This is a genomic window from Pulveribacter sp. (assembly GCF_032079985.1).
In the GTDB taxonomy this organism is placed as follows: Bacteria; Pseudomonadota; Gammaproteobacteria; order Burkholderiales; family Burkholderiaceae_C; genus Melaminivora.
Genome location: NZ_DAMATK010000001.1, coordinates 967734 through 993832 on the forward strand (window position 1 = coordinate 967734; position 26099 = coordinate 993832).

The following is a 26099-nucleotide window of genomic DNA, read 5'->3' on the forward strand; positions in this document are numbered from 1 at the left end:
CCCAAATTTTTCAAACTGTAGTCATTATGCACGCACCCCCGCGTGCAGCAAGCGCACCCGCCGCGGTGGCCAGGCCCGTTCGATGAAAGCTTCCCAATTCTTTGTTTCCACCCTGAAAGAGGCGCCGGCGGACGCCGAGGTCGTGAGCCACCAGCTCATGACCCGCGCCGGCATGATCAAGAAGCTGGGCGCCGGCATCTATACCTATATGCCCATGGGCCTGCGCGTGATCCGCAAGGTGGAATCCATCGTGCGCGAGGAGATGAACCGCGCGGGTGCCGTGGAGTGCACCATGCCCGTGGTGCAGCCCGCCGAGCTGTGGCAGGAGACCGGCCGCTTCGAGAAGATGGGCCCGGAGCTGCTGCGCATCCAGGACCGGCATGCGCGCGACTTCGTCATCCAGCCCACCAGCGAGGAAGTGGTCACTGACATCGCCCGCCAGGAGCTGCGCAGCTACAAGCAGCTGCCCAAGAACCTCTACCAGATCCAGACCAAGTTCCGCGATGAGCGCCGTCCGCGCTTCGGCCTGATGCGCGGGCGCGAGTTCATCATGAAGGACGCCTATTCCTTCGACCGCGACCAGGCCGGCGCCAAGGCCAGCTACCAGGTCATGGCCCAGGCCTACCGCCGCATCTTCGACCGCTTCGGCCTGCGCTACCGCGCCGTGGCGGCCGACTCGGGCGCCATCGGCGGCGACCTGAGCGAGGAATTCCAGGTCATCGCCGCCACCGGCGAGGACGCCATCGTCTATTGCCCCACCAGCGACTACGCAGCCAACCTGGAAAAGGCCGAGGCACTGGCACCCGCCGGCCCGCGCTCTGCCGCCAGCCAGCAGTGCACGCTCACTCCCACGCCCGGCAAGGCCACGTGCGCCGACGTGGCCGAGCTGTTGGGCGTGCCGCTGGCGCGCACCGTCAAGTCGCTGGTACTGGCCACGGACCTGCTCAACGAGGCCGGCGTGCCGGCGGGCGTGCAGGTCTGGCTGCTGCTGCTGCGTGGCGACCACGACATGAACGAAATCAAGGTTTCCAAGGTCCCGGGGCTGGACGCAGGCTTCCGTTTTGCCAGCGTGCCCGAGATCGAGGAGCACTTCGGCTGCAAACCCGGCTACCTGGGTCCGCTGGGCCTGAAGAAGCCGGTGCGCATCGTCGCCGACCGTGAGGTGGCGGTGATGGCCGACTGGATCTGCGGTGCCAACCAGGAAGACCACCACATCACCGGCGTGAACTGGGGCCGTGATCTGCCCGAGCCCGAGGCTGTCGCCGACCTGCGCAACGTGGTGGCTGGCGACCCCTCGCCCGACGGCAAGGGGGAACTTGCCATCGAGCGCGGCATCGAAGTCGGCCACGTGTTCTACCTGGGCACCAAATACTCCAAGGCCATGAACGCCACCTTCCTGGGTGAAGATGGCAAGCCGGCGCATTTCGAGATGGGCTGCTACGGCATCGGCGTGACGCGCCTGCCTGCCGCCGCCATCGAGCAGAATCACGACGAGCGCGGCATCATCTGGCCCGACGCCATCGCCCCTTTCACCGTGGTGCTGTGCCCCATCGGCATGGACCGCAGTCAAGAAGTGAAGGCGGCTGCCGAAAAGCTCTATGCCGAGCTGCTGGCCGCAGGCGTCGATGTGCTGCTGGACGACCGCGGCGAGCGCCCGGGCGCCATGTTCGCGGACTGGGAGCTGATCGGCGTGCCGCACCGCGTGGTGCTGTCCGACCGGGGCCTCAAGGAGGGCCAGGTGGAATACCAGCACCGCCGCGACAGCAGTGCCACCAAGGTGGGCGCGGACGACATACTTGCGTACGTGAAGGAACGTTTGACAGCATGACATTCGAGGGGATCGAGACGGCAGCGGCGCCCGCGCCGCGCGGCGCGCTGTCGCGCCGCGCCTGCCTGACATCGCTGGCGGCCGGGCCGGCCGCGTGGCTGGGCCTGCCCGCGGCGGCGCACGCCAGCAGCCAGCTGGAGGAGCCGCTGATCGACTCCGTGCGCTCGGCGCTCAGCTCCGCCGTGGCCGACCTGGCGCCGCCGGAGCCGCTGTTTGCCAGCACCGAGGCGCGGCTGCTCTATCTGCGCTGGCTGGGCACCATGAGCGAGCGCCTGCGCAGCCGCAAGCCCGACTGGGAGGTGCGCCGCGACTTCCTGCAGACCGTCTGGTACGAGGCCAAGCGCGCCGGGCTGGACGTGTCCATGGTCATGGGCCTGATCCAGGTGGAGAGCGCCTTCCGCAAGTTCGCCGTGTCCTCCGTGGGCGCGCGCGGCTACATGCAGGTCATGCCGTTCTGGACGCGCGTGATTGGTGATGGCGACCCGGCCAAGCTGTTCCACATGCAGACCAACCTGCGTTTTGGCTGCGTCATCCTGCGCCACTACCTCGACCGCGAGCAGGGCGATCTGTACCTGGCCCTGGGCCGCTACAACGGCAGTCGCGGCCGCGCGCCGTACCCCAACGCGGTATTTGCCGCGCAGCGCAACTGGTTCTTTCAGGAACGTACGTCGGCCGCCTGAGGCTCCTGCCCCGCCGGCGGGAGATCATCGGCGCTGGCGCGCAGCGGACTCAGCCGTGACACCAGCACCTGGTCGACCCGGTAGCTGTCCACGTCGATCACCTCGAACTTGTAGCCGCTGAGCGTCACGCTGTCGGTGCGCCGCGGCACGCGGCGCAGCATCACGGTCAGAAAGCCGGCCAGCGTCTCGTACTCGTCCGCGTGGGGCAGCTCGTCGATGGCCAGGGTGCGCAGCACGTCGTCGATGGGCGTGATGCCGTCCACCAGCCAGGAGTTCTCGTCGCGCCGCACGATCTGCTCCTCGTCGTCCGAGCCCGGCCCCACTAGGTCGCCCATCACCGTGCTCATCACGTCGTTGAGCGTCACCACGCCCACCACCAGGCTGTATTCGTTGACGATGACGGCGAAATCCTCGTGCACCTGGCGGAACTGCTCCAGCACCTCGGCCAGCGACAGGCGGTCGGGCACGATCAGCACCTTGCGCACCAAGCCTTCTTCGGCCAGGGAGATGGGCTGGTTGTTCAGCGCGCGCTGAAACAGATCCTTGGCATCCACGTAGCCCACCACGTGGTCGATATCGTCCACGCACACCGGGTAGGTGGAAAACGGCTCGTTGGCGATGCGCGCGCGGATCACGTGGTCCGGGTCGTCGCGCAGGAAGTAGGCCACGCGGTCGCGCGTGGACATGGCACTGACCACGCTGCGCGTGTCCAGTTCGAACAGGTTTTCGATGACCTGCTGCTCGCGCGCCGCCAGCACGCCGGAACGCGCGCCGGCCTCCATCATGGCCAGGATGTCGTCCGAGGTGACGCGCTCGTCGCGCTGCGAGGGCAGGCCCGACAGGCGCAGCAGCGCATCGGCCGCACGGCTGTACAGCCAGATCAGCGGCTTGAACAGCCGCATGCACCACTGCATGGGCCTCACGACGAGCACCGCCATGCGTTCGGAGTTCGCCATGCCCAGCCGCTTGGGCAGCAGGTCGGCGAACAGGATGAACAGCGAGGTGACCAGCAGGAACGAAGCCCAAAAGCCCATCGTCTGCGCCTGTGCCTGCGGCAGCCACAGCTCCAGCACGGCGGCGAAGTAGGGGCTCAGGGCGCTTTCGCCGACGATGCCGCCGAGGATGGCCACGGCGTTCAGCCCCACCTGCACCACCGTGAAATAGTCGCCCGGCTGCTCCTGCATCAGCAGCACGCGCGCCGCGCGTGCATCACCTTCGTCGGCCATCTGACGCAGCCGCAGCCGGCGCGAAGCGGCCAGCGACAGTTCGGCGACCGAAAAGAAGGCGCTCGCGGCAATCAGCAGCGCGATGACGAAAAGGCTCTGGAACAGGGTCATACAGGGGCGGGAGGGCGTGCCACCCGCGGGCTGTGGCGGTCACGCGAGTGTAGCGGTCGCCCCGGCCCCTGCCGTCCGCTGCGCCCGGCCGCCCCGGCCCTACTGCATGAAGCCGATGCGGGCCTTGCGCCCTGCGGCCTGCGGCAGGTCGGCGGCTTCGATCTGCTCGCGCCGGGCCAGCCGGGCGTTGCCGAAGCCGGTCATCAGCGCGCGGCGCATCTCGCGCGGCGGCATCTCGGCCAGCAGGTCCAGCACGTCGGCCGGGGGCTCGGGCGCGAAATGCCGGCCCCAGTCGTGCTCGGCGCGGATGCCCCGGTACATGCGGCTGGCGATGGCGCGGGCCTGCTCGGGCGAGGGCGGCTGCACCTCGAACACGTTCATGCGGTTCAGGATGGGGTCGGGGATGCCGCGCTCGTCGTTGGCGGTGGTGATCCAGATGACCTGGCTGGCATCGATGGCCACTTCGGCGAACTCGTCGGTGAAGCTCTGCGCCGTATCGTGCTCCAGCAGGCCGTACAGCGCGCCCAGCGGGTCGTACTGCGCGTCGCACGCGGCCTTGTCGATCTCGTCCACGACGATGACCGGGTTGGCGTACTCGCCCTCCACCAGCGCCTCGAAGACCTTGCCCGGGCGCGCGCCCTTCCACTGCGACGAAGCGCCCGACAGCAGCCAGCCGGCCGTCATGGAGCTCATGGGCACCAGGCTCATGCCGGTGCCCAGCAGCTCGGCCAGCTGGCGCGCGAAATGCGTCTTGCCGATGCCCGGCGGGCCCAGCAGCAGCATGGGTGTGACCTCCAGCCCGTCGCGGCTGTCCTGCGCCAGCGCGACGTGGCGCTTGACGTCGTCCAGCACGTCGGTGAAGTTGGGTAGCTGCTCGTACAGCGCCGCCATGTCGGGCACGCCCGAGGGCTTGACCTGGAAGCGCTCGGGCCCGCGCTCGAGCATGCGCTCGTACACGGCGCGCAGAGGGTCGTGGTCGCGCGCGGCATTGCCCTCCTGCAGCCGTGAGAGCTTGCGCTCGACCTCGACGGGCTGGAACACGCTGCGCATCTGCGCCACCGGCAGCGACAGGGCCGGGGTCTGGGGCACGAGGCTGAGACTCGTCGTCATGCAACACTCCTTCGAGAAACCGTGCCTGTAGGAGCATGAACAGGCTCCAAGGACGGATTCATTCAAGCATGCGTGCCGGACGCCCCTCGTCGGAACAATCCCGCATTCATCGGCCAGAAAAAAACCGCTCCTGGGGAGCGGTCCTGTCTTGCGCCCGTGTGCGGGCAGGGCGGGGCTCAGCCGGCGGACTGCTGGCCCGAGACGACCTGCTGCAGCTCGCCCGACTCGTACATCTCCATCATGATGTCCGAGCCGCCGATGAACTCGCCGCGCACATACAGCTGCGGGATGGTGGGCCAGTGGCTGTAGTCCTTGATGCCCTGCCGGATCTCCTGGTCGTCCAGCACGTTCACGGTGGCGATGTCCTTGGGCTCCACTCCGCAGGCCTTGAGGATCTGCACCGCGCGGCCGGAAAAACCGCACATGGGAAAACTGGCGCTGCCCTTCATGAACAGCAGGATGTCGTTGGTCTTGACCAGTTGGTCGATGCGTTGCTGGACGTCGCTCATGATGGTGGTGCTCCTGGTGGGTGGGGCGCCCCGGCGCGGGGCGAGTGAAGGGGATTATTTCATCCGGGCTGGATGTTTCGCCGGCATTGTCCCGCCGCTGCAGCGGGCTATGCCAGCCAGATCGTGCCGGCTTTGTACCTGATCGAAACCGGCCGCTTGCAGTAGTGCCTGCACGGCGCTGGCTTGGTCCCAGCCGTGCTCCAGCAGCAGCCAGCCGCCGGCGGCCAGGCGTGCGGGGGCCTGGGCGATGATGGCGCGGATATCGTCCAGCCCGTCGGCGCCGCTGGCCAGCGCCGACAGCGGCTCGTGCGTGAGGGCGGCCAGGTGCGGATCGGCGGCGGGAATGTAGGGCGGGTTGCTGACGATCACCTCGAACGGACCGGCGATGCCCTCCAGCCAGTTGCCCCGGGTGAACTGCACAGGCAGGCCCAGTCGCGCGGCGTTGGCGCGGGCGACGGCCAGGGCGTCGGCGCTGGCGTCCACCGCCAGCACCCGGGCCTGCGGGCGCCGGCTTTGCAGGGCCAGGGCGATGGCGCCGCTGCCGGTGCCCAGATCGGCCATGCGCGCCGTGGACGCGGCCAGCTCCAGCGCCCAGTCCACCAGTGTCTCCGTGTCGGGGCGCGGGTCGAGCACGCGGGCGTCCACCTGCAGCGCCAGGCCGTAGAACTCCTTGTGGCCCGTGAGGTAGGCCACCGGTTCGCCCGCGGCGCGGCGGGCGCATAGCCCCTGGTAGCGGGCCAGGGCATCGTCGGGCAGGGCGTCGCCGTCATGCGTCAGCAGCCAGGCGCGGTCGTGCAGGGGACGCTGCAGCAGGTGCAGCAGCAGCATCTGTGCGTCGATGCGGGCCAGGCCGCCGGCCTGCGCCTGCGCCAGGGCACGGGCGATGGTTGCTTCTGTATTCATAGCTGCTGGCGCTTGTCTGGTAAGGGCTGGAGGCTGATTTGGCTTAAACGGCCGTTTCCAGCTCGGCCAGCAGCTCGGCCTCGCGGGCGTGCTGCAGGGCGTCCAGCACCTCCTGCAGATCGCCCTCCATGATGGCCAGCAGCTTGTACAGCGTCAGGTTGATGCGGTGGTCGGTGAGCCGCCCCTGCGGGAAGTTGTAGGTGCGGATGCGGTCGCTGCGGTCGCCGCTGCCCACGAGGCCCTTGCGCATGGCGGCCTCCTTGGCGGCGCGCTCGCTGCGCTCCTTTTCCTGGATGCGCGCCTGCAGCACGGCCAGCGCCTTGGCCTTGTTGCTGTGCTGGCTGCGCCCGTCCTGGCATTCGGCCACGATGCCCGTGGGCAGGTGCACCACGCGCACGGCCGAGTCGGTCTTGTTGATGTGCTGGCCGCCCGCGCCGCTGGCACGGAAGGTGTCGATGCGCAGGTCGGCCGGGTTCAGCGTGATGGCCTGGCTCTCGTCGGGCTCGGGCATCACGGCCACGGTGCAGGCGCTGGTGTGGATGCGGCCTTGCGTCTCGGTGGCCGGCACGCGCTGCACGCGGTGGCCGCCGGACTCGAAGCGCAGCCGGCCGTAGGCATGGTCGCCCTCGACGCGCAGCACCACCTCCTTGTAGCCGCCCAGTTCGGCCTCGTGCGCGCTCATGATCTCCACGCGCCAGCCGGCCTGCGCGGCGTAGCGGGTGTACATGCGCGCCAGGTCGCCGGCGAACAGGGCGGATTCGTCACCGCCCGTGCCGGCGCGGATTTCCAGGAACGCGTTGCGCTCGTCATCCGGGTCCTTGGGCAGCAGCAGGCGCTGCAGCTCGTCCTCCAGCTGCGCCAGTTCCTGGGTCGCGGCGGCGATCTCGTCCTGCGCCAGCTCGGCCATGTCGGGGTCTTGCAGCATGTCCTGGGCGCCGGCCAGGTCGGCCTGGCGCTGCTGCCAGCGGGCCCAGCGGCCGGCCACGGCCGTCACCTCGGCGTGCTCGCGCGACAGCACGCGGTACTGCTGCATGTCGGCCATGATGTCCTCGCGCGAGAGCAAAAAGTCCAGTTCGGCCAGGCGCTGCGCGTAGCGCTCCAGCTGGGTGCGGAGAAAGGGTGGCATGGGCGGGTGGAAAAGAGGTTGGTTTGCTACATTTTCAGTAGCTACCCGCGCTTGTTTGGCGGGCGTTTCAGGCCGATTTGGCCTGTAATGTGCGGCGGGCGCCGCTACAGCGCGCTCTTGGCTTTCGAGCGCAGGAACAGGCGCGAGACGGCCTGGGCCGTCTGCTCGCGCGCATCGGCGTCGCCGGCGCGCAGCTCGGCCATGGTGCCGTGCAGCATCTTTTGCGTCAGGCCGCGCGAGAGGGCCTCCAGCACCGTGTCCACGTCCTCGCCGCGGGCCAGCAGCTTTTTGGCGCGGGCGATCTCCAGCTGGCGCCACTCGTCGGCCTGGCGGTTGAGCTGCTGGATGAGCGGCACTACGGCGGCGCCCTGGGCCGCGGGGCGGCGCAGGTCCATCCAGTGCATGAAGCTCTGCACGCCGGCGTCGATGATGGCCTCGGCTTGGGCCACGGCCGCCTGGCGGTTGGCCTGGGCGGTCTGCACCACGCCGGCAAGGTCGTCCACGGTGTAGAGGTAGACGTCTTCCAGGCCCTTGACCTCGGGCTCGATGTCGCGCGGCACGGCCAGGTCGACCATGAAGATGGGGCGGTGGCGGCGTTTTTTGAGCGCCCGCTCCACGGCGCCCAGGCCGATGATGGGCAGCTGGCTGGCGGTGCAGCTGACGATGGCGTCGAACTCGTGCAGGTGGTCCGGCAGGTCGGCCAGGCGCATGACGGAGCCGCCAAAACGCGTGGCCAGCGCCTCGCCGCGCTCCAGCGTGCGGTTGGCTATTGATATGTGCTTAGGGCTCTTGGCCGCGAAGTGCGTGGCGCACAGCTCGATCATCTCGCCCGCGCCCACGAACAGCACGCGGATCGTGGACAGGTCCTCGAACAGCTGGCCGGCCAGGCGCACGGCGGCGGCGGCCATGCTGATGCTGTGCGCGCCAATGTCGGTGCTGGAGCGCACCTCCTTGGCCACGGCAAAGCTGCGCTGGAACAGCTGGTTGAGCGTGCTGCCCAGGGCGCCGGCGCCTTCGGCTGCGCGCACGGCGTTCTTCATCTGGCCCAGGATCTGGGCCTCGCCCAGCACCATGGAGTCCAGCCCGCTGGCCACGCGGAATGCGTGGCGCGCGGCCAGGCCGTTTTCCAGGGTGTAGGAATGCGAGCGCAGCAGCTGGGGGCTGACGCCGCCGCTGTGGGCCAGCCAGTCCAGCGTGTGCTCCATGGCCGAGGCAGGGGCGGCGCAGTAAATCTCGGTGCGGTTGCAGGTGGACAGCAGGGCGGTTTCGACCTGCGGATGCTGGCCGCCGCCGGCCAGCGACTGGCGCAGGCCCTGCAGCGTGGGCGCGATCTGGTCCAGCGCGAACGCGAAACGGCCCCGCAGGTCCAGCGGAGCGGTCGTGTGGTTGATGCCCAGGGCCCAGACTGCCATGGGGCGGGATTATAAAATTTGCCGCGCAGACGGCCAGCCCAGGGGGCATAGGCCTTGATCTGCGTCATGCCCGTATGAGTCTGCTTGCCCTCGTCATCCACCTGCTGAACCTGTTCGCGCCCGCCCTGGGCGTGGCGCTGTTGCTCGTGCTGGCCAGCCATGTTTTCATGCGAAAAAGGGCTAAAGGCCGCGGCTGGCTTGCGCCAGCAGCTATCAATTTCGTAGTTGGCGGGGCCGTGCTGGCGGCCGGCCTGGCGCTGCTGGGGCGCGACGGCCGCATGCTGACCTACGCCGCCCTGGCCGTGGCCTGCGCCACCAGCCAGTGGCTATGGCTGCGCGGCTGGCGCGCCTGACGCACCTGGCGCGGCGGGTGCCTCGGCCTGCTCGAGCAGCCAGTCGCGCAGCGCCGGCAGGGCCGGGTGGGCGGGCCCGGCGCTGGCGTGGCACAGGTGGTAGCCGCGCTCGGTGGTCACGGGCAGGTCCAGGGCGATGGCGATGCGCCCGGCGGCCAGCTCGGCCTCCACCAGGCAGCGCTGCACCACGGCCACGCCCAGCCCGGCAATCACCGCCTGCGTGAGCAGGGCTACCTGGTCGAAGTCCGCCGCCGGCGCCAGAGGCCCGTGCGCGCAGCCCACGCCGGCGAACCAGTGCGCCCAGTTGCCCGGATAGTGGGTGTGAAACAGCAGCGGCCGCGCCAGCAGGTCGGCCGGCCGGCGTATGGCCTGCGGGCCGTGCAGGTCCTGCGGGCGGCAGATGGGCACCAGCTCGCGCCCGACCAGGTAGTGCGCCGTGATGCCCGCCGGCCAGGCCTGGCCGCCCACGCGGATCCAGGCGTCGATCTCCGGCGCCGTGAGCGGGTCGTCGCGCTGGTAGGGCGCAAACGACAGGGCGACGCCGGGGTGGCGCGCGCTGAAGCAGGGCAGCCGCGGGATCAGCCACTGGCTGAACAGCGTGGGCGCCACCGACAGGCGCAGCGGCCGCGTGCTGCGCCCGGCGCGCAAGGCCTGCGAGGCCGATTCGATGCTGGCGATCGACGGACCCACCACGTCCAGGTACTGCAGGCCCTCGGCCGTGAGCACGCTGCGCCGGCCCTCGCGCGTGAACAGCAGCACGCCCAGGTGCTCCTCCAGCCGGGCGATGGCGCGGCTGATGGCGCCCTGGGTGACGGCCAGCTCGCCGGCCGCGCGCGAAAAGCTGCCCAGCCGCGCCGCGGCGGCAAAGGCGTGAAGCTCGGGCAGGGAGGGCGAGTGCATGCGCATGGGTCAGGGCGGCCGCAAGTATGAGCAGTGGTAATGGGTGAGGGTCATTTTGTCGCTTTTCACAAGGCCCGCCCGTGGCCAAGAATCGCGGCGCCCTCGCGGCACCTTGTTACACCCGCATATTCCAATTTCTCAGGAGATGACCATGGCGCTGCGCCGTACCCTGCTGTCCACCCTGGCCGCCTGCGCTGCGGCCGCGGCCTTCGCCCCGCTGGCCAACGCCCAGGCGGGCGACTACCCCAACCGGCCCATCAAGCTGATCGTGCCGTTTGCACCCGGCGGCTCCACCGACATGGTCGCGCGCATGCTGGCCGACAAGATGACGCAGGTGCTGGGTCAGCCCGTGGTGGTGGACAACAAGGGCGGCGCCGGCGGCTCCATCGGCGCCGACGCCATCGCCAAGTCCGCGCCCGACGGCTACACCATCGGCATGGCCACGGTGAGCACGCACGGCGCCAACCCGGCCATCTACGCCAAGCTGCCCTACAACGCGGTGAAGGATTTCGCACCCATCACCAACGTGATGAGCGTGCCCAGCGTGTTCGTGGTGCACCCCAGCGTGCCGGCCAAGACCATGCAGGAGTTCATCGCCCTGGCCAAGGCCAAGCCGGGCAAGTACACCTTCGCCTCGCCCGGCACCGGCTCGCTGGGCCACGCCAACATCGAGAACTTCATGAACCTGGCGGACATCCAGCTGCTGCACATCCCCTACAAGGGCGCGGGCCAGGCCATTACCGACGCGCTGGGCGGCCAGGTGGATTCGATGACCGACAACCTGCCCTCCACGCTGTCCAACATCCAGTCGGGCAAGCTGCGCCCGCTGGCCGTGCTGGCCCTCAAGCGCAGCCCTGTGCTGCCCGACGTGCCCACCTACAGCGAGCTGGGCTACCCCGGCATGGGCGACGGCGGCTGGTTCGGCCTGGTGGCGCCCGCGGGCACGCCAAAGCCCATCATCGACAAGCTCAACGCCGCGGCGCACAAGGTCATGGCCATGCCCGACTACCTGGAAAAGCAAAAGGGCATCTCCGGCGAATCCATGGCCAACACGCCCGAGCAGTTCGCCAAGCAGATCCAGGCCGCCATCGAGCGCTACACGGCCGTGGCCAAGCGCGCCGACATCCGCCTGAACTGATGGCACAGCCGCACGAGCCGGTACGGGTCTGGCAGCCCGAGGGCCAAGCGCTGCCGCTGGTGTGCGACTCGCCCCACAGCGGCACGCACTACCCGCAGGACTTCGGCCACGCCGTGCCCCTGGCACTGCTGCGCCGGGGCGAGGACACGCACGTGCACACGCTGTGGCAGCGCGCGCCGGCCCACGGCGCCACGCTGATCGCCGCCACCTTCCCGCGCACCTACATCGACCCCAACCGCGCCGAGACCGACCTGGACCCGGCGCAGATGGATGGTGAGTGGGACGGCCCGCCCCTGGCCCCCGGCCCGAAGACCCGCCAGGGCCTGGGGCTGGTGTGGCAGCAGGTGGTGCAGGCCGGCGTGGCCACGCCGCTGTACGACCGCCGCCTGCGCGTGGCCGAGGTGCGCTCGCGCATCGAGCGCTACTGGCGCCCCTACCACGCGCAGCTGCAACGCGCCATCGACGAGAGCGTGGCCCGCTTTGGCGGCGTGTGGCACCTGAACCTGCACTCCATGCCCGGCGACGTGTACCAGCGCCTGGGCCGCCAGGACGCGCCGCCGCTGGCGGACTTCGTGCTGGGCGACCGCGACGGCACCACCTGCGCGCCCGAGTTCATCCACCTGATCGGCGACACGCTGCGCGGCTTTGGCTACAGCGTGGCCTACAACGAGCCGTACAAGGGCGTGGAGCTGATCGGGCGCATCGGCCAGCCGCAGCTGCGCCGCCACAGCCTGCAGATCGAGATCCGCCGCCCGGTCTACATGGACGAGGACACGCGCGAGCCCAATGCCGGCTTCGCGCCCCTGCAGCAGCACCTGGACAGCCTGCTGGGCACCGTGGCCGCGTATGTGCGCGGACAGGCTGGTCTATAGCAAAAAACGGCTCCAGCGCTTAGCTGACAAGCGCTGGAAGCTATCAAAAAGGTAGTATTCAGCTGGTGAAGGGTGGCGTGGCCGGCGGCTCGCCTCCGTCGCCCGCCATGGCCGGGCCGCTGCCGGCGTGCGTGACGAAGGTGGTGGCCGGGGGCGACAGGTGCAGCCCCTCGGCCCGCAGCGCGTCCAGGATGGAAAACAGGATGTCGCTGCGCGCCCCGCCCACGCTGCGCGGGTTGGCCACCCAGCCAGTGGCGGTGAAGGTCAGCGTGCCGTTCTGGATGCCGTCCAGCTGCACCACGGGCGCGGGCTCCGGCAACATGGCCGGGTGCTCGCGGAAGGCCGCCAGGATCAGCTCGCGCATGCGCTTGGCGTCGGTGTTCAGGGGCGCCGGCAGGCTCAGCTGCACGCGGCCCTGGGCACCGGTCAGCGTCATGTTGCGCACGGTCTTGGTAATGAACTCCGAGTTGGGCACGATGACGGTGGAGCGGTCGCCCAGCTGGATCTCGGTGGCGCGCACGTTCACGCGGCGCACGTCGCCCTCGGTGTCGCCCAGCTTGACCCAGTCGCCCACGCGCACCGGGCGCTCGGCCAGCAGGATCAGCCCGGAGATGAAGTTCTGCACGATGGCCTGCAGCCCGAAGCCGATGCCCACCGACAACGCGCTGGCCACCCAGGCGATGCGCTCCACGCTGATCCCCAGGCCGGCCAGGGCGATGGCGATCACCACCACCCCGCCCACATAGCCCAGCAGCGTGGTGATGGAGCTGCTCATGCCCGGCTCCAGCGCGGTGCTGGGGAAGTAGCGGTCGCTCAGCCAGCGCTTGAACAGGCGGATCGCCACGAAGCCGGCCACCAGCACCAGCGCCGCCGTGGCCAGTGCTTGCGGGGCGAGGGTGAAGTCGCCGATCTTCAGGGCGCCGTCGAAGCGGCTGCCGCGGCGAAACAGCTCGTCCGGACCGGTGCCGAACGGCGCCATCAGCGCGATCACCATGTAGAAGAACAGCAGCACGCGCAGCAGGCCCGAGGCCAGGACGGCCAGCTGGTCCAGCAGCCGCGCCTCCAGCCCCAGGGCGCTGTGCAGGTGGCGGCCCACGGCGCCGCGCGAGGACAGCAGCGCCTCACTCAGGTCGTCGGCCAGCATGAACAGCAAATAGGCCGTAGCGAAGACCACGCCGAACCACACCGTCTGGCGCGCCAGCATGCTGGCCAGCGCGATGAAACCCAGTGCCAGCGTGGCCACCGAGGCCAACACGGCCAGGGCGGCGGCGGCCAGCAGCGCGCCCAGCCACAGCGGACGCACGTTGGCCAGGGGGACGGGCTCACCCGCCTCGGCGGCCGGCGCCTCGGGCGCCTCGCGCCGGCGCGCCTGCGCCAGCAGCAGACCCACGGCCCAGGCGAGCAGCAGCGCCAGCAGCGCGTGGGTGAAGACCTCGGCCGCCAGGCTGGCGCCGATGATGGCGTTGACCTCCACCGCCATCGTGCCCACGCCCGACAGCAGGGCGATCCACCAGGGGTAGGGCGCCATGCGCCGCGCCTGCGCGTCGGCCAAAGGCAGCAGGCGCCAGCTGGGCCGGCGGCGCGCCAGCAGCGCGTGGCCCAGGGTGATGACGAAGGTGGCGTACGCCGCGGCGCGCACGCTGGCATGCTCCAGCGCCTGCAGCGGCGCGCTCAGTTCGCCCGGCAGCGACAGCGCGCCCCAGGCCAGTTGCATGGCCGTGCCCACCAGCAGCACGTTGACCGCGATGGCGGCGGCCACCAGCAGCGTGCGGCGCAGCCGCGTGGTCGGCAGGTGCACGGGCAGCAGCCGCACCAGGATGCGCTCGGCCGCCCAGGTGCCGGCCACGATCAGCAGCAGTGCCGCGACCAGCGAGCCCACGAAGCCACCGCGCCGCGGCGGCTGCACGGCGGCCTGCACGGCGTCGCGCAGGTCCAGCGCCAGCGACTGCAGCCGTGCCTGGTCGCCCGGCCAGGCGTTGCGCAGGTTGCGCCAGAAGGTGGCGCTCAGGGGCGAATCGGTGCGCGAGGTCAGGGCGGCCTGGAACTGTGCATGCCGCTGGCGCGTCAGGTCGCCAGCGCGCTGCTCGGCATCCACGCTGATCAGGCGAGCCAGCTTCAGCTCGCCGTCGACGGCGGCGCGCTGTTTGGCCAGGGCGGTGCGCTGCTGCGCCACATCGGGCGCGTCGGCCGGCGCGCCCTTCTCAGGCGCCGGGCCCAGGCCCTGCAGGCGCAGGTCGATGTCGGCCAGGTCGGTGGTACGCTGGGCGGCCAGGCGGTCGGCCGCGGCGCCGATGGCGTTGGCCTCGGCCACCAGCTTGCGGCCGTCGTCCTCATCGGCCAGCTTTGGCGGTATGGCGTCCAGCCGACGGCGCAGCTCGTCCACTGAGGGCAGGGGCTGGCCGTCGCTGCTGGAGGCGGATGCCGCGGAGGCGGGGGGCGCCGGCGCTGCCCAGGCGGGCAGGGCCAGCGTACAGGCCAGCAGCAGTGCGATCAGCAGCGGCAGAAAGAAGGCAGGGCAGCGGGAGCGGTGGCGCGGCATGGCCGGCATTGTCCGCGAGCCCCTGGCGTGCCCAGGGGGACGCCTGCTGGGATTTGTGAATGGCGGCAACCAGATGCTGGCGCGCCGCCTGGGCCTGCTGCTTGGTGGTCAGCGCGCGGGGCTGAACAGGTCCACGCGGTCGCTGATGATGCCGTCCGTGTCCAGCTCGATGAGCCGCTCGGCCGCCCATTCGTCGTTCACGGTGTAGCTCAGCGCACGCAGGCCGGCCCGGTGCACGGCCTGTACGTGGTCCGCGGTCCACAGTGCGTGGTTGCAGACGATGGCCACGCAACCCAGCTGCAGGGCAGTGTCCAGCCAGCCGTCATGCAGCTTGTCCAGCAGCAGCCCGCGCGGCAGCTGCGGCGCGGTCTCGCGCGCGCCCGATAGCGCCAGCGGCTGGAACGAGGTCAGCAGCGGCGGCACGTCCTGGCCGTGCCACAGCCGCGCGGCCAGGGCGGCCACGGCGCGGCCAGTGACCTCTTCGGCGCCGGGCGTGGGCTTGATCTCGATGTTCAGGTAGTAATGGTTGGCGATGCACCAGCGCGCCAGGCTCTCCAGCGTGGGGATGGGCTCGCCGGCGTACTGGCGCGAGTGCCAGGCGCCCGCGTCCAGCTGCGCCAGCTCGCCCCAGGTCAGTTCGCCGGCCGTGCCGCGGCCGCTGGTGGTGCGGGGCAGCGTGGCGTCGTGCAGCAGAAAGGCGACGCCGTCGGCGCTGAGCTTGGCGTCGCACTCGAACATGCGCCAGCCGTGCTGCGCGCCCAGGCGGAAGGCGGCCAGGGTGTTCTCGGGCGCCAGGCGCCCAGCGCCGCGGTGGGCGATCCAGCGCGGGTAGGGCCAGGGCGCGGTGGGGGCGTTCATGGCGACTCTCCCCCTTAGCCGATGCGCTTGCCGCTCGTGGCGTCGAAGGCGTGCACGCGGCCGGCGCGCGGCATGACGTGCAGGGTGGAGCCGAGTTCGGGTGCATGGGCGCCTTCTTCCACGCGCACGACGATCTGCTCGCCGTTGAGGCGGCCGTAGATCAGGCGTTCGGCGCCCAGCATTTCCACGGTTTCCACCAGCACCGGCCAGCCCTCGCTGCCCACGTCCAGGTGCTCGGGGCGGATGCCCAGGATCTGTCCGGCCGTGGCGCCCGGCGCCTGCTGCAGCAGGTTCATGGGCGGCGAGCCGATGAAGCTGGCCACGAAGGTGGAGGCGGGCGTGTGGTAGACCTCCTCGGGCGTGCCGAACTGCTCCATGTTGCCGGCGTTCATGACGATGATGCGCTCGGCCAGCGTCATGGCCTCGACCTGGTCGTGGGTGACGAACAGGCTGGTGATGCCCAGCTCGCGGTGCAGCTTCTGGATCTCCAGGCGGGTCTGCACGCGCAGCTTGGCGTCCAGGTTGGACAGTGGTTCGTCGAACAGGAAGACCTGCGGCTGGCGCACGATGGCGCGGCCCATGGCCACGCGCTGGCGCTGGCCGCCCGAGAGCTGGCGCGGCTTGCGGTCCAGCAGGTGCGACAGCTCCAGGATCTTGGCGGCCTTGTCCACGCGCTGGCGGATCTCGTCCTTCGGCACGCTGGCGATCTTCAGGCCGTAGGCCATGTTGTCGAACACGCTCATGTGCGGGTACAGGGCGTAGTTCTGGAACACCATGGCGATGTCGCGCTTGGCCGGCTCCAGGTTGTTGACCACGCGCTCGCCGATCTTCAACTCGCCGCCGGTGATCTCCTCCAGGCCGGCGACCATGCGCAGCAGCGTGGACTTGCCACAGCCGGAGGGGCCGACGATGACGACGAACTCGCCGTCCGCGATCTCGGCGTTCACGCCGTGGATGACCGGCACAGCCAGCTTGCCGGTGCCATAGATCTTGGTGATGTTCTTGAGGGAAATGGAAGCCATGGTTGCTATTGAATCAGGAGCTGCTGGCGCTTGATGGACAAGCGATGGAGCGGTATTTGATGCTTATTTCTCGGTGTCCACCAGGCCCTTGACGAACCATTTCTGCATCAGGATGACCACCGCCGTGGGCGGCAGCATGGCGATGATGGCCGTGGCCATGACGATGTTCCAGTCCACGGCGGCCTCGCCACCGGCCAGCATGCGCTTGATGCCGATGACCACCGGGTACATGTCCTCGCTGGTGGTCATGAGCAGCGGCCACAGGTACTGGTTCCAGCCGTAGATGAACTGGATCACGAACAGCGCCGCGATCGAGGTGCGCGACAGCGGCACCAGCACGTCCACGAAAAAGCGCATGGGCCCGGCGCCGTCGATGCGCGCAGCCTCCACCAGCTCGTCCGGCACCGTCAGGAAGAACTGGCGGAAGAGGAACGTGGCCGTGGCCGAGGCGATCAGCGGCAGCGTCAGGCCGCCGTAGGTGTTCAGCAGGCCCAGGTCGGCCACCACCTTGTAGGTCGGCAGGATGCGCACTTCCACCGGCAGCATCAGCGTCAGGAAGATGGCCCAGAAGCACAGCATCTTGAACGGGAAGCGGAAATACACGATGGCGAATGCCGACAGCAGCGAGATGGCGATCTTGCCCACCGTGATGACCATGGCCACCACGAAGCTGACCCACATCATGCGCACCACGTTGGTGTTGGAGCCCAGCTTGCCCGAGCCGAACAGGGCGGCCTGGTAGTTCTCCCACAGGTGCGTGCCCGGCAGCAGCGGCATGGGCGACTGCACGATGGTCTGGGCCGTGTGGGTGGAGGCGACGAGCGCCAGGTAGAGGGGAAAGGCGACGATGGCCACGCCGAGCACCAGCACGGCGTGCGACAGGAAGGTCAGCCAGGGATTGCGATCAATCATTTATTTTCTTCACAGGAATGCCAGAGCCCGCGACCCAAAACACTGGCGCGACCCGTGCCAGGGCCGCCGTGCAAGGGCCGCCCCGCAGCACCGGCGGCGTCCCTCTGCCCGCAGCGCGCAGCGCTGCGAGAGCGGGGGGAAGGAGCGAAGCGACATAGGGGGGTGTTCCTAGTACTGCACCTTCTTTTCGACGTAGCGGAACTGCACCACGGTGAGCGCCACCACGATCAGCATCAGGATCACCGACTGCGCGGCCGAGCCGCCCAGGTCCAGCGCCTTGAAGCCGTCCTGGTACACCTTGTAGACCAGGATGGAGGTGGACTGGCCGGGGCCGCCCTGCGTGGCCGCATCGATGATGCCGAAGGTGTCGAAGAAAGCGTAGACGATGTTGATGACCAGCAGGAAGAACGTGGTGGGCGACAGCAGCGGCAGCTGGATGTTCCAAAAGCGCCGCCAGGCGCCCGCGCCGTCGATCGAGGCGGCCTCGATCAGCGCCTTCGGGATGGATTGCAGCCCGGCCAGGAAGAACAGGAAGTTGTAGGAAATCTGCTTCCAGACCGAGGCGATGACGATCAGCGCCATGGCCTGGCCGTCATTCATCATGTGGTTCCAGCCGTAGCCCAGGCGGCCCAGGTAGTAGGTGATGACGCCGATCGAGGGCGAGAACAGGAACACCCACAGCACGCCGGCGATCACGGGCGCCACGGCGTAGGGCACGATGAGCAGGGTCTTGTAGACCATGGCAAAGCGCACGATGCGGTCGGCGAAGATGGCCAGCGCCAGCGCCAGGCCGATGCCTATGCCCGCCACCAGGATGGAAAACAGTGCCGTGCGCTTGAAGGAGTTCAGGTAGGAGGGGTCGTCCAGCAGCTGCTGGAAGTTCTGCAGGCCCACCCATTCGACGCTCATGCCGAAGGCGTCTTCCATCTGGAAGGACTGCAGCACCGCCTGCCAGGCGGGCCAGAAGAAGAAGACGCTGATGATGAGCAGCTGCGGGGCGATCAGCACCCAGGGCAGCCACGCCGAGCGGAAAAGTACGCGTTTTTCCATGACGGTCCAAAAAGCAAAAAACCGCCGGTGCAGTCCATGCAGCCGTCGGGAAAGAGACGGCCCGCACGGGTGGGCGGGCCGCGGCCCCGGCGCGCCCTCTTGGGGCACGGCGCGGGGCAGACAAGGCGATTACTTCTTGTAGGACTTCTCGAAGCGGGCCAGCAGCTCGTTGCCGCGGCTGACGATGGAATCCAGGGCCTCCTTGGCGGTCTTCTTGCCGGCCCACACCTGCTCGAGCTCTTCGTCCTCGATGGTGCGGATCTGCACGTAGTTGCCCAGGCGGATGCCGCGCGAGTTGTCGGTCACCTTGCGCACCATCTGGTTCACGGCCACGTCAGTGCCGGGGTTCTGCTGGTAGAAGCCGGACTTGTCCGTCAGCTCATAGGCGGCCATGGTGATGGGCAGGTAGCCCGTGCGCTGGTGGCTGGCGGCCTGCACCTTGGTCTGCGACAGGAACTCGAAGAACTTGGCCACGCCCTTGTATTCCTCGGGCTTCTTGCCGGCCATGACCCACAGCGAGGCGCCGCCGATCACGGTGTTCTGCGGCGCGCCCTTCACGTCGGCGTAGTAGGGCAGGGGAGCGATGGCGTAGGCGAACTTGGCGTTCTTGGCCACGTCGCCGTAGAAGCCCGACGACGTCTGGATCATGGCGCACTCACCCGAGGTGAAGGACGCCTGGGCGGCCGAGCCGCGGCCCTTGTAGACGAACTCGCCGTTCTTGGCGGCCTGCGACAGGTTCTCGATGTGCTTGACGTGCAGCGGCGAGTTAACCTTCATGCGGGCCTTGTAGCCGTTGGCCGACAGGCCGTTCTTCTCGGTGGCGAACTCCACGTTGTGCCAGGCGGAGAACGACTCCAGCTGCGTCCAGCCCATCCAGGCCAGCGTCATGGGGCAGCTGTGGCCGCTGGCCTTGAGCTTCTTCGCGGCTTCGAACACCTCGGGCCAGGTGGCGGGGGCCTTGTCGGTGTTCAGACCGGCCTTCTTGAAGGCGTCCTTGTTGATGTAGAAGACCGTGGTCGAGCTGTTGAACGGCATGCTCAGCATCTCGCCGCTGGGAGCCGTGTAGTAGGCGGCGACGGCGGGGATGTAGCCGGCGGGGTTGAAGTCCGCACCCGCATCCTTCATCACCTTGCCCACGGGCACGGTGGCGCCCTTGCTGGCCATCATCGTGGCCGTGCCCACTTCAAACACCTGCAGGACGTGCGGCGCGTTGCCCGAGCGGAAGGCGGCGATGGCGGCCGTCATGGATTCGTCATAGGTGCCCTTGAAGGTGGGCACGATCTTGTAGTCCTTCTGGCTCTCGTTGAACTGCTTGGCCAGGTCGTTGACCCACTCGTTGTTCACGGCTGTCATCGAGTGCCACCACTGGATCTCGGTCTGCGCCTGCGCGGCGACGCTGACGGCGAGCATGGAGGCAGCCAGTGCCAGATGTTTGACTTGCATGGGGTGAAAGCTCCTTTTTGGGGAATGGACGGAAGGCGAAAGCGCACCATGGTGGCGCCGCCTTGTGACGGAAACATGACGTTGTGGCACAGCGAAAAGCACTCAACAACGGGGATTACCCGCCAGCCGAAAGGTGCAAATTGTGACACTTCCATTACGGTTTTCTGACATACCGGGGACTTTGCCCTTGCATCGTGCAGGTCTGTGGTGCTCACCCCGCACCATTCGCCTTCTGACAGTAAGGATTTGTGCACTGCACAATGATGAGCCTCCCTTCACTCCACCGGTGTTCCTCCATGCCCAAGACCTCCCTGGACAAAAGCAAGATCAAGTTCCTGTTGCTCGAGGGGGTGCACTCCTGCGCCGTCGACGCCCTGGCCGCCGCCGGCTACACCAACGTGCAGCGGCTGACGGGCGCGCTGGAGGGGCAGGAGCTCAAGGACAAGCTGGCCGACGCGCACTTCGTGGGCATCCGCTCGCGCACCCAGCTCACCGCCGAGGTGCTGGCCGCCGCGCCCAAGCTGGTGGCCGTGGGGGCGTTTTGCATCGGCACCAACCAGATCGACCTGCCCGCGGCGCGTGCGCGCGGCATCGCCGTGTTCAACGCGCCGTATTCCAACACCCGCTCGGTGGCCGAGCTGGTGCTGGCCGAGAGCATCCTGCTGCTGCGCGGCATTGCCGAGAAGAACGCCGTGGCGCACCGCGGCGGCTGGCTCAAGAGCGCCGAAGGCGCCTTCGAGGCGCGCGGCAAGACGCTGGGCATCGTCGGCTATGGCGCCATCGGCTCGCAGCTGTCGGTGCTGGCCGAGAGCCTGGGCATGCACGTGATCTTTCACGACGTGGTGGCCAAGCTGCCGCTGGGCAACGCGCGCCAGGCGCCGTCGCTGGCCGCGCTGCTGGGCGAGGCCGACATCGTCAGCCTGCACGTGCCCGAGCTGCCCTCCACCCAGTGGATGATGGGCGCGCAGCAGATCGCCGCCATGAAGCCCGGCGCCATCCTGATCAATGCCTCGCGCGGCACCGTGGTAGAGATCGAGCCGCTGGCCGAGGCCATCAAGAGCGGCCGCCTCGCGGGCGCCGCCATCGATGTCTTCCCCAAGGAGCCCAAGAGCAACAAGGACGAGTTCGTCTCGCCCCTGCGCGGGCTGGACAACGTCATCCTCACGCCGCACATCGGCGGCTCCACCATGGAGGCGCAGGCCAACATCGGCCTGGAGGTGGCGCACAAGCTCATCCGCTACAGCGACAACGGCACCAGCACCTCGTCGGTCAACTTCCCCGAGGTGGCGCTGCCCGCACACGAGGGCAAGCACCGGCTGCTGCACATCCACCAGAACGTGCCGGGCGTGCTGTCGCAGATCAACCGCATCCTGTCGGACAACGATGTGAACATCGCTGCCCAGTACCTGCAGACGCGCGAGGACCTGGGCTATGTGGTCATCGACCTGGACGCCCGCTCCTCCGACCTGGCGCTGGAAAAGCTGGCCCAGGTGCCGGGCACGCTGCGCACGCGCGTGCTTTTCTGATGCGGCGCGCATTGCGGTTTTTGCTATTGAAAGGGGAGCTGCCAGCGCTTGCCAGGCAAGGGCTGGAGCCGTTTTTTGCTTGAGAAACAGGCTCCGCCCCTCGCGCGGCGCGTGCGCGGGGGGCGTCGCTTAAAATCGCCAGCCCCCGAGAGCCCCAGCGGGCGCAGACCCGCCCGACCCCAGGTTGACCCCATGAACGATCCGATTGCGCTGGCTGCCCTGCAAGGCGCGCAGGGCGGGCAGACTGCCCGGCTGCGCGAGATTCCGTACAACTACACCTCGTTTTCCGACCGCGAGATCGTCATCCGCCTGCTGGGCGAGCCGGCCTGGGCCGTGCTGGACGAGCTGCGCCGCGAGCGGCGCACGGGCCGATCCGCCCGCATGCTCTACGAGGTGCTGGGCGACATCTGGGTCGTGCAGCGCAACCCCTATCTGCAGGACGACCTGCTGCACAACCCCGACCGGCGCAAGCTGCTGGTGGATGCGCTGCGCCACCGCATGGCCGAGATCGACAAGCGCCGCCTGCCGCACGAGGACCCCGAGCGCGACCGCCGCGTGGGCGTGCTGGTGCAGGCCGCGCAGCGGGCGATCGCCGAGTTCGACGCCACGCTGGCCGAGGTGGCCAGCATGCGCCGCGCCGCGCAAAAACGCTTCGCCCGGCTGACGGCCAAGGACAACGTCAAGTTCGACGGGCTGTCGCGCGTCTCGCACGTCACCGACGCCACCGACTGGCGCGTGGAGTTCCCCTTCGTCGTGCTCACGCCCGACACGGAGGCCGAGATGGCCGAGCTGGTCAAGGCCTGCATCGAGCTGGAGCTGACCATCATCCCGCGCGGCGGCGGCACCGGCTACACCGGCGGCGCCATTCCGCTGACCTGGCGCAGCGCCGTCATCAACACCGAGAAGCTCGAGGCCATGACGGCGGTGGAGATGCGCCGCCTGCCCGGCCTGGAACACGAGGTGGCCACCGTCTGGACCGAGGCTGGCGTGGTCACCCAGCGCGTGGCCGATGCGGCAGAAAACGCCGGCTTCGTCTTCGCCGTGGACCCGACCAGCGCCGAGGCCAGCTGCGTGGGCGGCAACATCGCCATGAACGCCGGTGGCAAGAAGGCCGTGCTGTGGGGCACGGCGCTGGACAACCTGGCCAGCTGGCGCATGGTGACGCCTGAAGGGCAGTGGCTGGAGGTCACGCGCATCGGGCACAACCTGGGCAAGATCCACGACGCTGCAGTTGCCAGCTTCGAGCTGCAGTACTTCCAGGCCGACGGCAGGACGCCGATCCGCACCGAGCGCCTGGACATCCCTGGCCACACCTTCCGCAAGGAAGGCCTGGGCAAGGACGTGACGGACAAGTTCCTGTCGGGCCTGCCCGGCATCCAGAAGGAGGGCACGGACGGCCTGATCACCAGCGCCCGCTGGATCGTGCACCGCATGCCCGAGCACACGCGCACCGTGTGCCTGGAGTTCTTCGGCAACGCCAAGGACGCGGTGCCCAGCATCGTCGAGATCAAGGACTTCATGTTCTCCGAGCAAAAGCGCTCCGGCGTGCTGCTGGCCGGCCTGGAGCATCTGGACGACCGCTACCTGCGCGCCGTGGGCTACACCACCAAGAGCAAGCGCGGCGGGCTGCCCAAGATGCTGCTGGTGGGCGACATCGTGGGCGACGACCCCGACGCCGTGGCCCGCGCCGCCGCCGAGGTGGTGCGCATCGCCAATTCGCGCTCGGGCGAGGGCTTCACGGCGGTGAGCGCCGAGGCGCGCAAGAAGTTCTGGGCCGACCGCAAGAAGACCGCGGCCATCAGCCGCCACACCAACGCCTTCAAGATCAACGAGGACGTGGTGATCCCGCTGCCGCGCATGGCCGAGTACACCGACGGCATCGAGCGCATCAACATCGAGCTGTCCCTGCGCAACAAGATCGAGCTGGCCGACGCGCTGGAGGATTTCCTGGCCCAGGGCCAGCTGCCGCTGGGCAAGCCCGAGGCGGTCGGCGAGGCGCCGTCGCCCGAGCTGCTGGAGGAAAAGCTGGCGCTGGCCCTGGCCCAGGTGCGCGAGACGCGCGCGCTCTGGCAGGACTGGCTGCGGCGGGTGGAGGAGCTGTTCCCGCAGCTGCAGGACCACCGCCTGCGCGCCAGCTGGAAGGCGCAGATTCGCGATCCGCTGCGCAACATCTTCACCGGCAGCGACTTCGAGCCGCTGATGCAGGCGCTGGGCGACGTGCAGCAGCGCGTGCTCAAGGGCCGGGTGTGGGTGGCGCTGCACATGCACGCGGGCGACGGCAACGTGCACACCAACATTCCCGTGCACAGCGATAACTACGACATGCTGCAGACCGCGCACGAGGCCGTGGCGCGCATCATGGTGCTGGCGCGCAGCCTGGGCGGCGTGATCTCGGGCGAGCACGGTATTGGCATCACCAAGCTGGAGTTCCTGACCGACGAGGAGCTGGCGCCGTTTGCCGCCTACAAGCAGCGCATCGACCCGCACGGGCGCTTCAACCGCGGCAAGCTGCTACGCAATCAGGAGCTGCTGGCGCAAGCTGAGCAAGGGCTGCAGGCCGATTTGGCTCACAGGGGCGCGCGCGCATCGCTGATGTTCGCCGACCTGACCAACGCCTATACGCCCAGCTTCGGGCTGATGGGGCACGAGTCGCTGATCATGCAGCAGAGCGACATCGGCGACATCGTCGCCAGCGTCAAGGACTGCCTGCGCTGCGGCAAGTGCAAGCCGGTGTGCGCCACCCACGTGCCGCGCGCCAACCTTTTGTACAGCCCGCGCAACAAGATCCTGGCCACCTCGCTGCTGGCCGAGGCCTTTTTGTACGAGGAGCAGACGCGCCGCGGCATCTCCAGCCACCACTGGCAGGAGTTCGAGGACGTGGCCGACCACTGCACGGTGTGCCACAAGTGCTACAACCCCTGCCCGGTCAAGATCGACTTCGGCGACGTGACCATGAACATGCGCAACCTGCTGCGCAAGATGGGCAAGAAGAGCTGGCGCCCGGGCAACGCCTTGGCCATGACCATGCTCAACGCCACCGACCCGCGCACCATCGGTGCGCTGCGCGCCGGCATGGTCAACGTCGGCTACAAGGCCCAGCGACTGGCCGTGGACGCTTTGCAGGCCGTGGCCCGCAAGCAGACGGCCCACCCGCCCGCCACCGTAGGGCCGGCGCCCATCAAGGAACAGGTCATCCACTTCGTGAACAAGAAGCTGCCCGGCGGCCTGCCCACGAAGACGGCGCGCGCGCTGCTGGACATCCAGGACAAGGACTACGTGCCCATCATCCGCAACCCCGAGACGGGCGCGGACAGCGAGGCGGTGTTTTACTTTCCCGGCTGCGGCTCCGAGCGGCTGTTTTCCCAGGTCGGCCTGGCCACGCAGGCCATGCTGTGGCACGCCGGCGTGCAGACGGTGCTGCCGCCCGGTTACCTGTGCTGCGGCTATCCGCAGCGCGGCAGCGGCCAGTTCGACAAGGCCGAGAAGATGATCACCGACAACCGGGTGCTGTTCCACCGCGTGGCCACCACGCTGAACTACCTGGACATCAAGACGGTGGTGGTCTCGTGCGGCACCTGCTACGACCAGCTGCAGGGCTACCAGTTCGACAAGATCTTCCCCGGCAGCCGCATCATCGACATCCACGAATACCTGCTGGAAAAGGGCATCACGCTGCCGGCGGGGCAGGGCGGCTACCTGTACCACGAGCCCTGCCACAACCCCATGAAGCAGGGCGACTCCATGCAGACCGTGCGCGCCCTGGTGGGCGACAAGGTCCTGAAGAGCGAGCGCTGCTGCGGCGAATCCGGCACGCTGGGCGTGACGCGGCCCGACGTGGCCACGCAGGTGCGCTTTCGCAAGGAAGAAGAGATCCGCAAGGGCGAGGCGCAGCTGCGCGCCAGCGGCGCCGTGGGTGCGCAGGACAACATCAAGATCCTGACCAGCTGCCCCAGCTGCCTGCAGGGCATCTCGCGCTACCAGGGCGACCTGCAGAACGGCTTGCTCGAAGCCGACTACATCGTCATCGAGATGGCGCGCCAGATCCTGGGCGAGAACTGGCTGCCCGAGTACGTGCAGCGCGCCAACGCCGGCGGCATCGAGCGGGTCCTTGTATGACCGCCGGCCCGCAATGCCCCCTGTGCGCCGCCGACGGCGGCACGCTGATCTGGCGCGGCCAGCAGCTGCGCGTGATCCATGTGGACGAGCCGGGCTTTCCCGCCTTCTACCGCGTGGTCTGGAACGCGCACGTGGCCGAGTTCTCCGACCTGGACGAGGCCGCGCGCCTGCACTGCATGCAGGCCGTCACCCTGGTCGAGCAGGCCCTGCGCGAGCAGGTGCAGCCGGACAAGGTCAACCTGGCCACCCTGGGCAACGTGGTGCCGCACCTGCACTGGCATGTGATCGGCCGCTACACCTGGGACAGCCACTGGCCCGCGCCGCTGTGGGCCGTGCCCCAGCGCCCCCGCAGCGCCGAGCACGAGGCGCAACTGGCCGAGCACTTGCCTGCCCTGCACCAGGCGCTGCGCGAGCGGCTCGCCGCCTGGGGCGGCGAGAGCGTTCAGGTGCAATCGATTTGATAGC

The 26099-nt window shown here is 68.8% G+C and carries 21 protein-coding genes; 8 read left to right on the forward strand and 13 right to left on the reverse strand.

Going from position 1 to position 26099, the window contains the following annotated elements; translation table 11 throughout:
- Positions 1-82: 82 nt before the first annotated feature.
- Both RT282_RS04515 and RT282_RS04520 read left to right on the forward strand, forming a co-directional pair.
- Positions 83-1828: a proline--tRNA ligase gene (locus RT282_RS04515; RefSeq protein WP_313312069.1), complete on the forward strand. Its 1746-nt coding sequence runs from the start codon at positions 83-85 to the stop codon at positions 1826-1828.
- Positions 1825-2508 (forward strand): lytic transglycosylase domain-containing protein, encoded by a 684-nt coding sequence (locus RT282_RS04520; protein ID WP_312306011.1) that lies wholly within the window; start codon positions 1825-1827, stop codon positions 2506-2508. Before RT282_RS04515 ends, RT282_RS04520 begins: the two co-directional genes overlap by 4 nt.
- Here the strand turns inward: RT282_RS04520 and RT282_RS04525 are convergent.
- From RT282_RS04525 to hemA, 6 genes are all read right to left on the reverse strand, one after another.
- The gene (locus tag RT282_RS04525; RefSeq protein ID WP_313312071.1) at positions 2484-3845 is read right to left on the reverse strand and encodes a hemolysin family protein; all 1362 of its coding nucleotides are present in this window, start codon (positions 3843-3845) and stop codon (positions 2484-2486) included. The two genes, RT282_RS04520 and RT282_RS04525, sit on opposite strands and share 25 nt — an antisense overlap.
- Before the next feature lie 99 nt (positions 3846-3944).
- Positions 3945-4955 carry an AAA family ATPase gene (locus RT282_RS04530; protein ID WP_313312073.1) on the reverse strand — a complete coding sequence of 337 codons (1011 nt, stop codon included), beginning with the start codon at positions 4953-4955 and terminating at the stop codon, positions 3945-3947.
- A gap of 176 nt (positions 4956-5131) precedes the next feature.
- On the reverse strand, positions 5132-5464 hold the full coding sequence (gene grxD / locus RT282_RS04535; protein ID WP_312306006.1) for a Grx4 family monothiol glutaredoxin: 333 nt from the start codon (positions 5462-5464) through the stop codon (positions 5132-5134).
- A 54-nt stretch (positions 5465-5518) separates the two neighbouring features.
- A complete protein-coding gene (prmC, locus tag RT282_RS04540) occupies positions 5519-6367 on the reverse strand; it encodes a peptide chain release factor N(5)-glutamine methyltransferase (protein ID WP_313312075.1) in 849 nt (282 codons plus the stop codon).
- A gap of 43 nt (positions 6368-6410) precedes the next feature.
- Complete coding sequence (prfA, locus tag RT282_RS04545) at positions 6411-7493, reverse strand: peptide chain release factor 1 (RefSeq protein ID WP_313312076.1); 1083 nt, start codon at positions 7491-7493, stop codon at positions 6411-6413.
- A gap of 104 nt (positions 7494-7597) precedes the next feature.
- Complete coding sequence (gene hemA / locus RT282_RS04550; RefSeq protein ID WP_313312078.1) at positions 7598-8905, reverse strand: glutamyl-tRNA reductase; 1308 nt, start codon at positions 8903-8905, stop codon at positions 7598-7600.
- Between the two features lie 74 nt (positions 8906-8979).
- On the opposite strand from hemA, the gene RT282_RS04555 reads away from it, so the two are divergent.
- Complete coding sequence (locus RT282_RS04555; RefSeq protein WP_313312079.1) at positions 8980-9258, forward strand: hypothetical protein; 279 nt, start codon at positions 8980-8982, stop codon at positions 9256-9258.
- Here RT282_RS04555 and RT282_RS04560 read toward each other — a convergent pair.
- The gene (locus tag RT282_RS04560; protein WP_313312081.1) at positions 9232-10164 is read right to left on the reverse strand and encodes a LysR substrate-binding domain-containing protein; all 933 of its coding nucleotides are present in this window, start codon (positions 10162-10164) and stop codon (positions 9232-9234) included. The genes RT282_RS04555 and RT282_RS04560 overlap by 27 nt on opposite strands.
- 145 nt (positions 10165-10309) lie before the next feature.
- Here RT282_RS04560 and RT282_RS04565 point away from each other — a divergent pair, with 145 nt between their 5' ends.
- Positions 10310-11296, forward strand: a complete 987-nt coding sequence (locus RT282_RS04565) for a tripartite tricarboxylate transporter substrate binding protein BugE (protein WP_312307194.1) — start codon at positions 10310-10312, stop codon at positions 11294-11296.
- Complete coding sequence (locus RT282_RS04570) at positions 11296-12168, forward strand: N-formylglutamate amidohydrolase (protein ID WP_312307193.1); 873 nt, start codon at positions 11296-11298, stop codon at positions 12166-12168. Before RT282_RS04565 ends, RT282_RS04570 begins: the two co-directional genes overlap by 1 nt.
- Positions 12169-12226: 58 nt before the next feature.
- On the opposite strand, the gene RT282_RS04575 is transcribed toward RT282_RS04570, so the two are convergent.
- From RT282_RS04575 to ugpB, 6 genes are all read right to left on the reverse strand, one after another.
- The gene (locus RT282_RS04575) at positions 12227-14707 is read right to left on the reverse strand and encodes a DUF3772 domain-containing protein (protein ID WP_313312084.1); all 2481 of its coding nucleotides are present in this window, start codon (positions 14705-14707) and stop codon (positions 12227-12229) included.
- Between the two features lie 108 nt (positions 14708-14815).
- On the reverse strand, positions 14816-15565 hold the full coding sequence (gene ugpQ / locus RT282_RS04580; RefSeq protein WP_313312085.1) for a glycerophosphodiester phosphodiesterase: 750 nt from the start codon (positions 15563-15565) through the stop codon (positions 14816-14818).
- Positions 15566-15579: 14 nt separating this feature from the next.
- A complete protein-coding gene (locus tag RT282_RS04585; RefSeq protein WP_312304932.1) occupies positions 15580-16587 on the reverse strand; it encodes a sn-glycerol-3-phosphate import ATP-binding protein UgpC in 1008 nt (335 codons plus the stop codon).
- Between the two features lie 63 nt (positions 16588-16650).
- Entirely contained in the window at positions 16651-17499 is an 849-nt protein-coding gene (gene ugpE / locus RT282_RS04590) for a sn-glycerol-3-phosphate ABC transporter permease UgpE (protein WP_312304935.1), read from the reverse strand.
- A gap of 168 nt (positions 17500-17667) precedes the next feature.
- On the reverse strand, positions 17668-18549 hold the full coding sequence (gene ugpA, locus RT282_RS04595) for a sn-glycerol-3-phosphate ABC transporter permease UgpA (protein WP_313312088.1): 882 nt from the start codon (positions 18547-18549) through the stop codon (positions 17668-17670).
- Between the two features lie 129 nt (positions 18550-18678).
- The gene (gene ugpB / locus RT282_RS04600) at positions 18679-19992 is read right to left on the reverse strand and encodes a sn-glycerol-3-phosphate ABC transporter substrate-binding protein UgpB (RefSeq protein ID WP_312304939.1); all 1314 of its coding nucleotides are present in this window, start codon (positions 19990-19992) and stop codon (positions 18679-18681) included.
- A 296-nt stretch (positions 19993-20288) separates the two neighbouring features.
- Here ugpB and serA point away from each other — a divergent pair, with 296 nt between their 5' ends.
- The 3 genes from serA (at position 20289) to RT282_RS04615 (ending at position 26095) form a co-directional block, all read left to right on the forward strand.
- Entirely contained in the window at positions 20289-21518 is a 1230-nt protein-coding gene (gene serA / locus RT282_RS04605) for a phosphoglycerate dehydrogenase (protein ID WP_313312090.1), read from the forward strand.
- 192 nt (positions 21519-21710) lie between these two features.
- A complete protein-coding gene (locus tag RT282_RS04610; RefSeq protein WP_313312093.1) occupies positions 21711-25634 on the forward strand; it encodes an FAD/FMN-binding oxidoreductase in 3924 nt (1307 codons plus the stop codon).
- On the forward strand, positions 25631-26095 hold the full coding sequence (locus RT282_RS04615; protein ID WP_313312096.1) for an HIT family protein: 465 nt from the start codon (positions 25631-25633) through the stop codon (positions 26093-26095). Before RT282_RS04610 ends, RT282_RS04615 begins: the two co-directional genes overlap by 4 nt.
- Positions 26096-26099 lie beyond the last annotated feature (4 nt).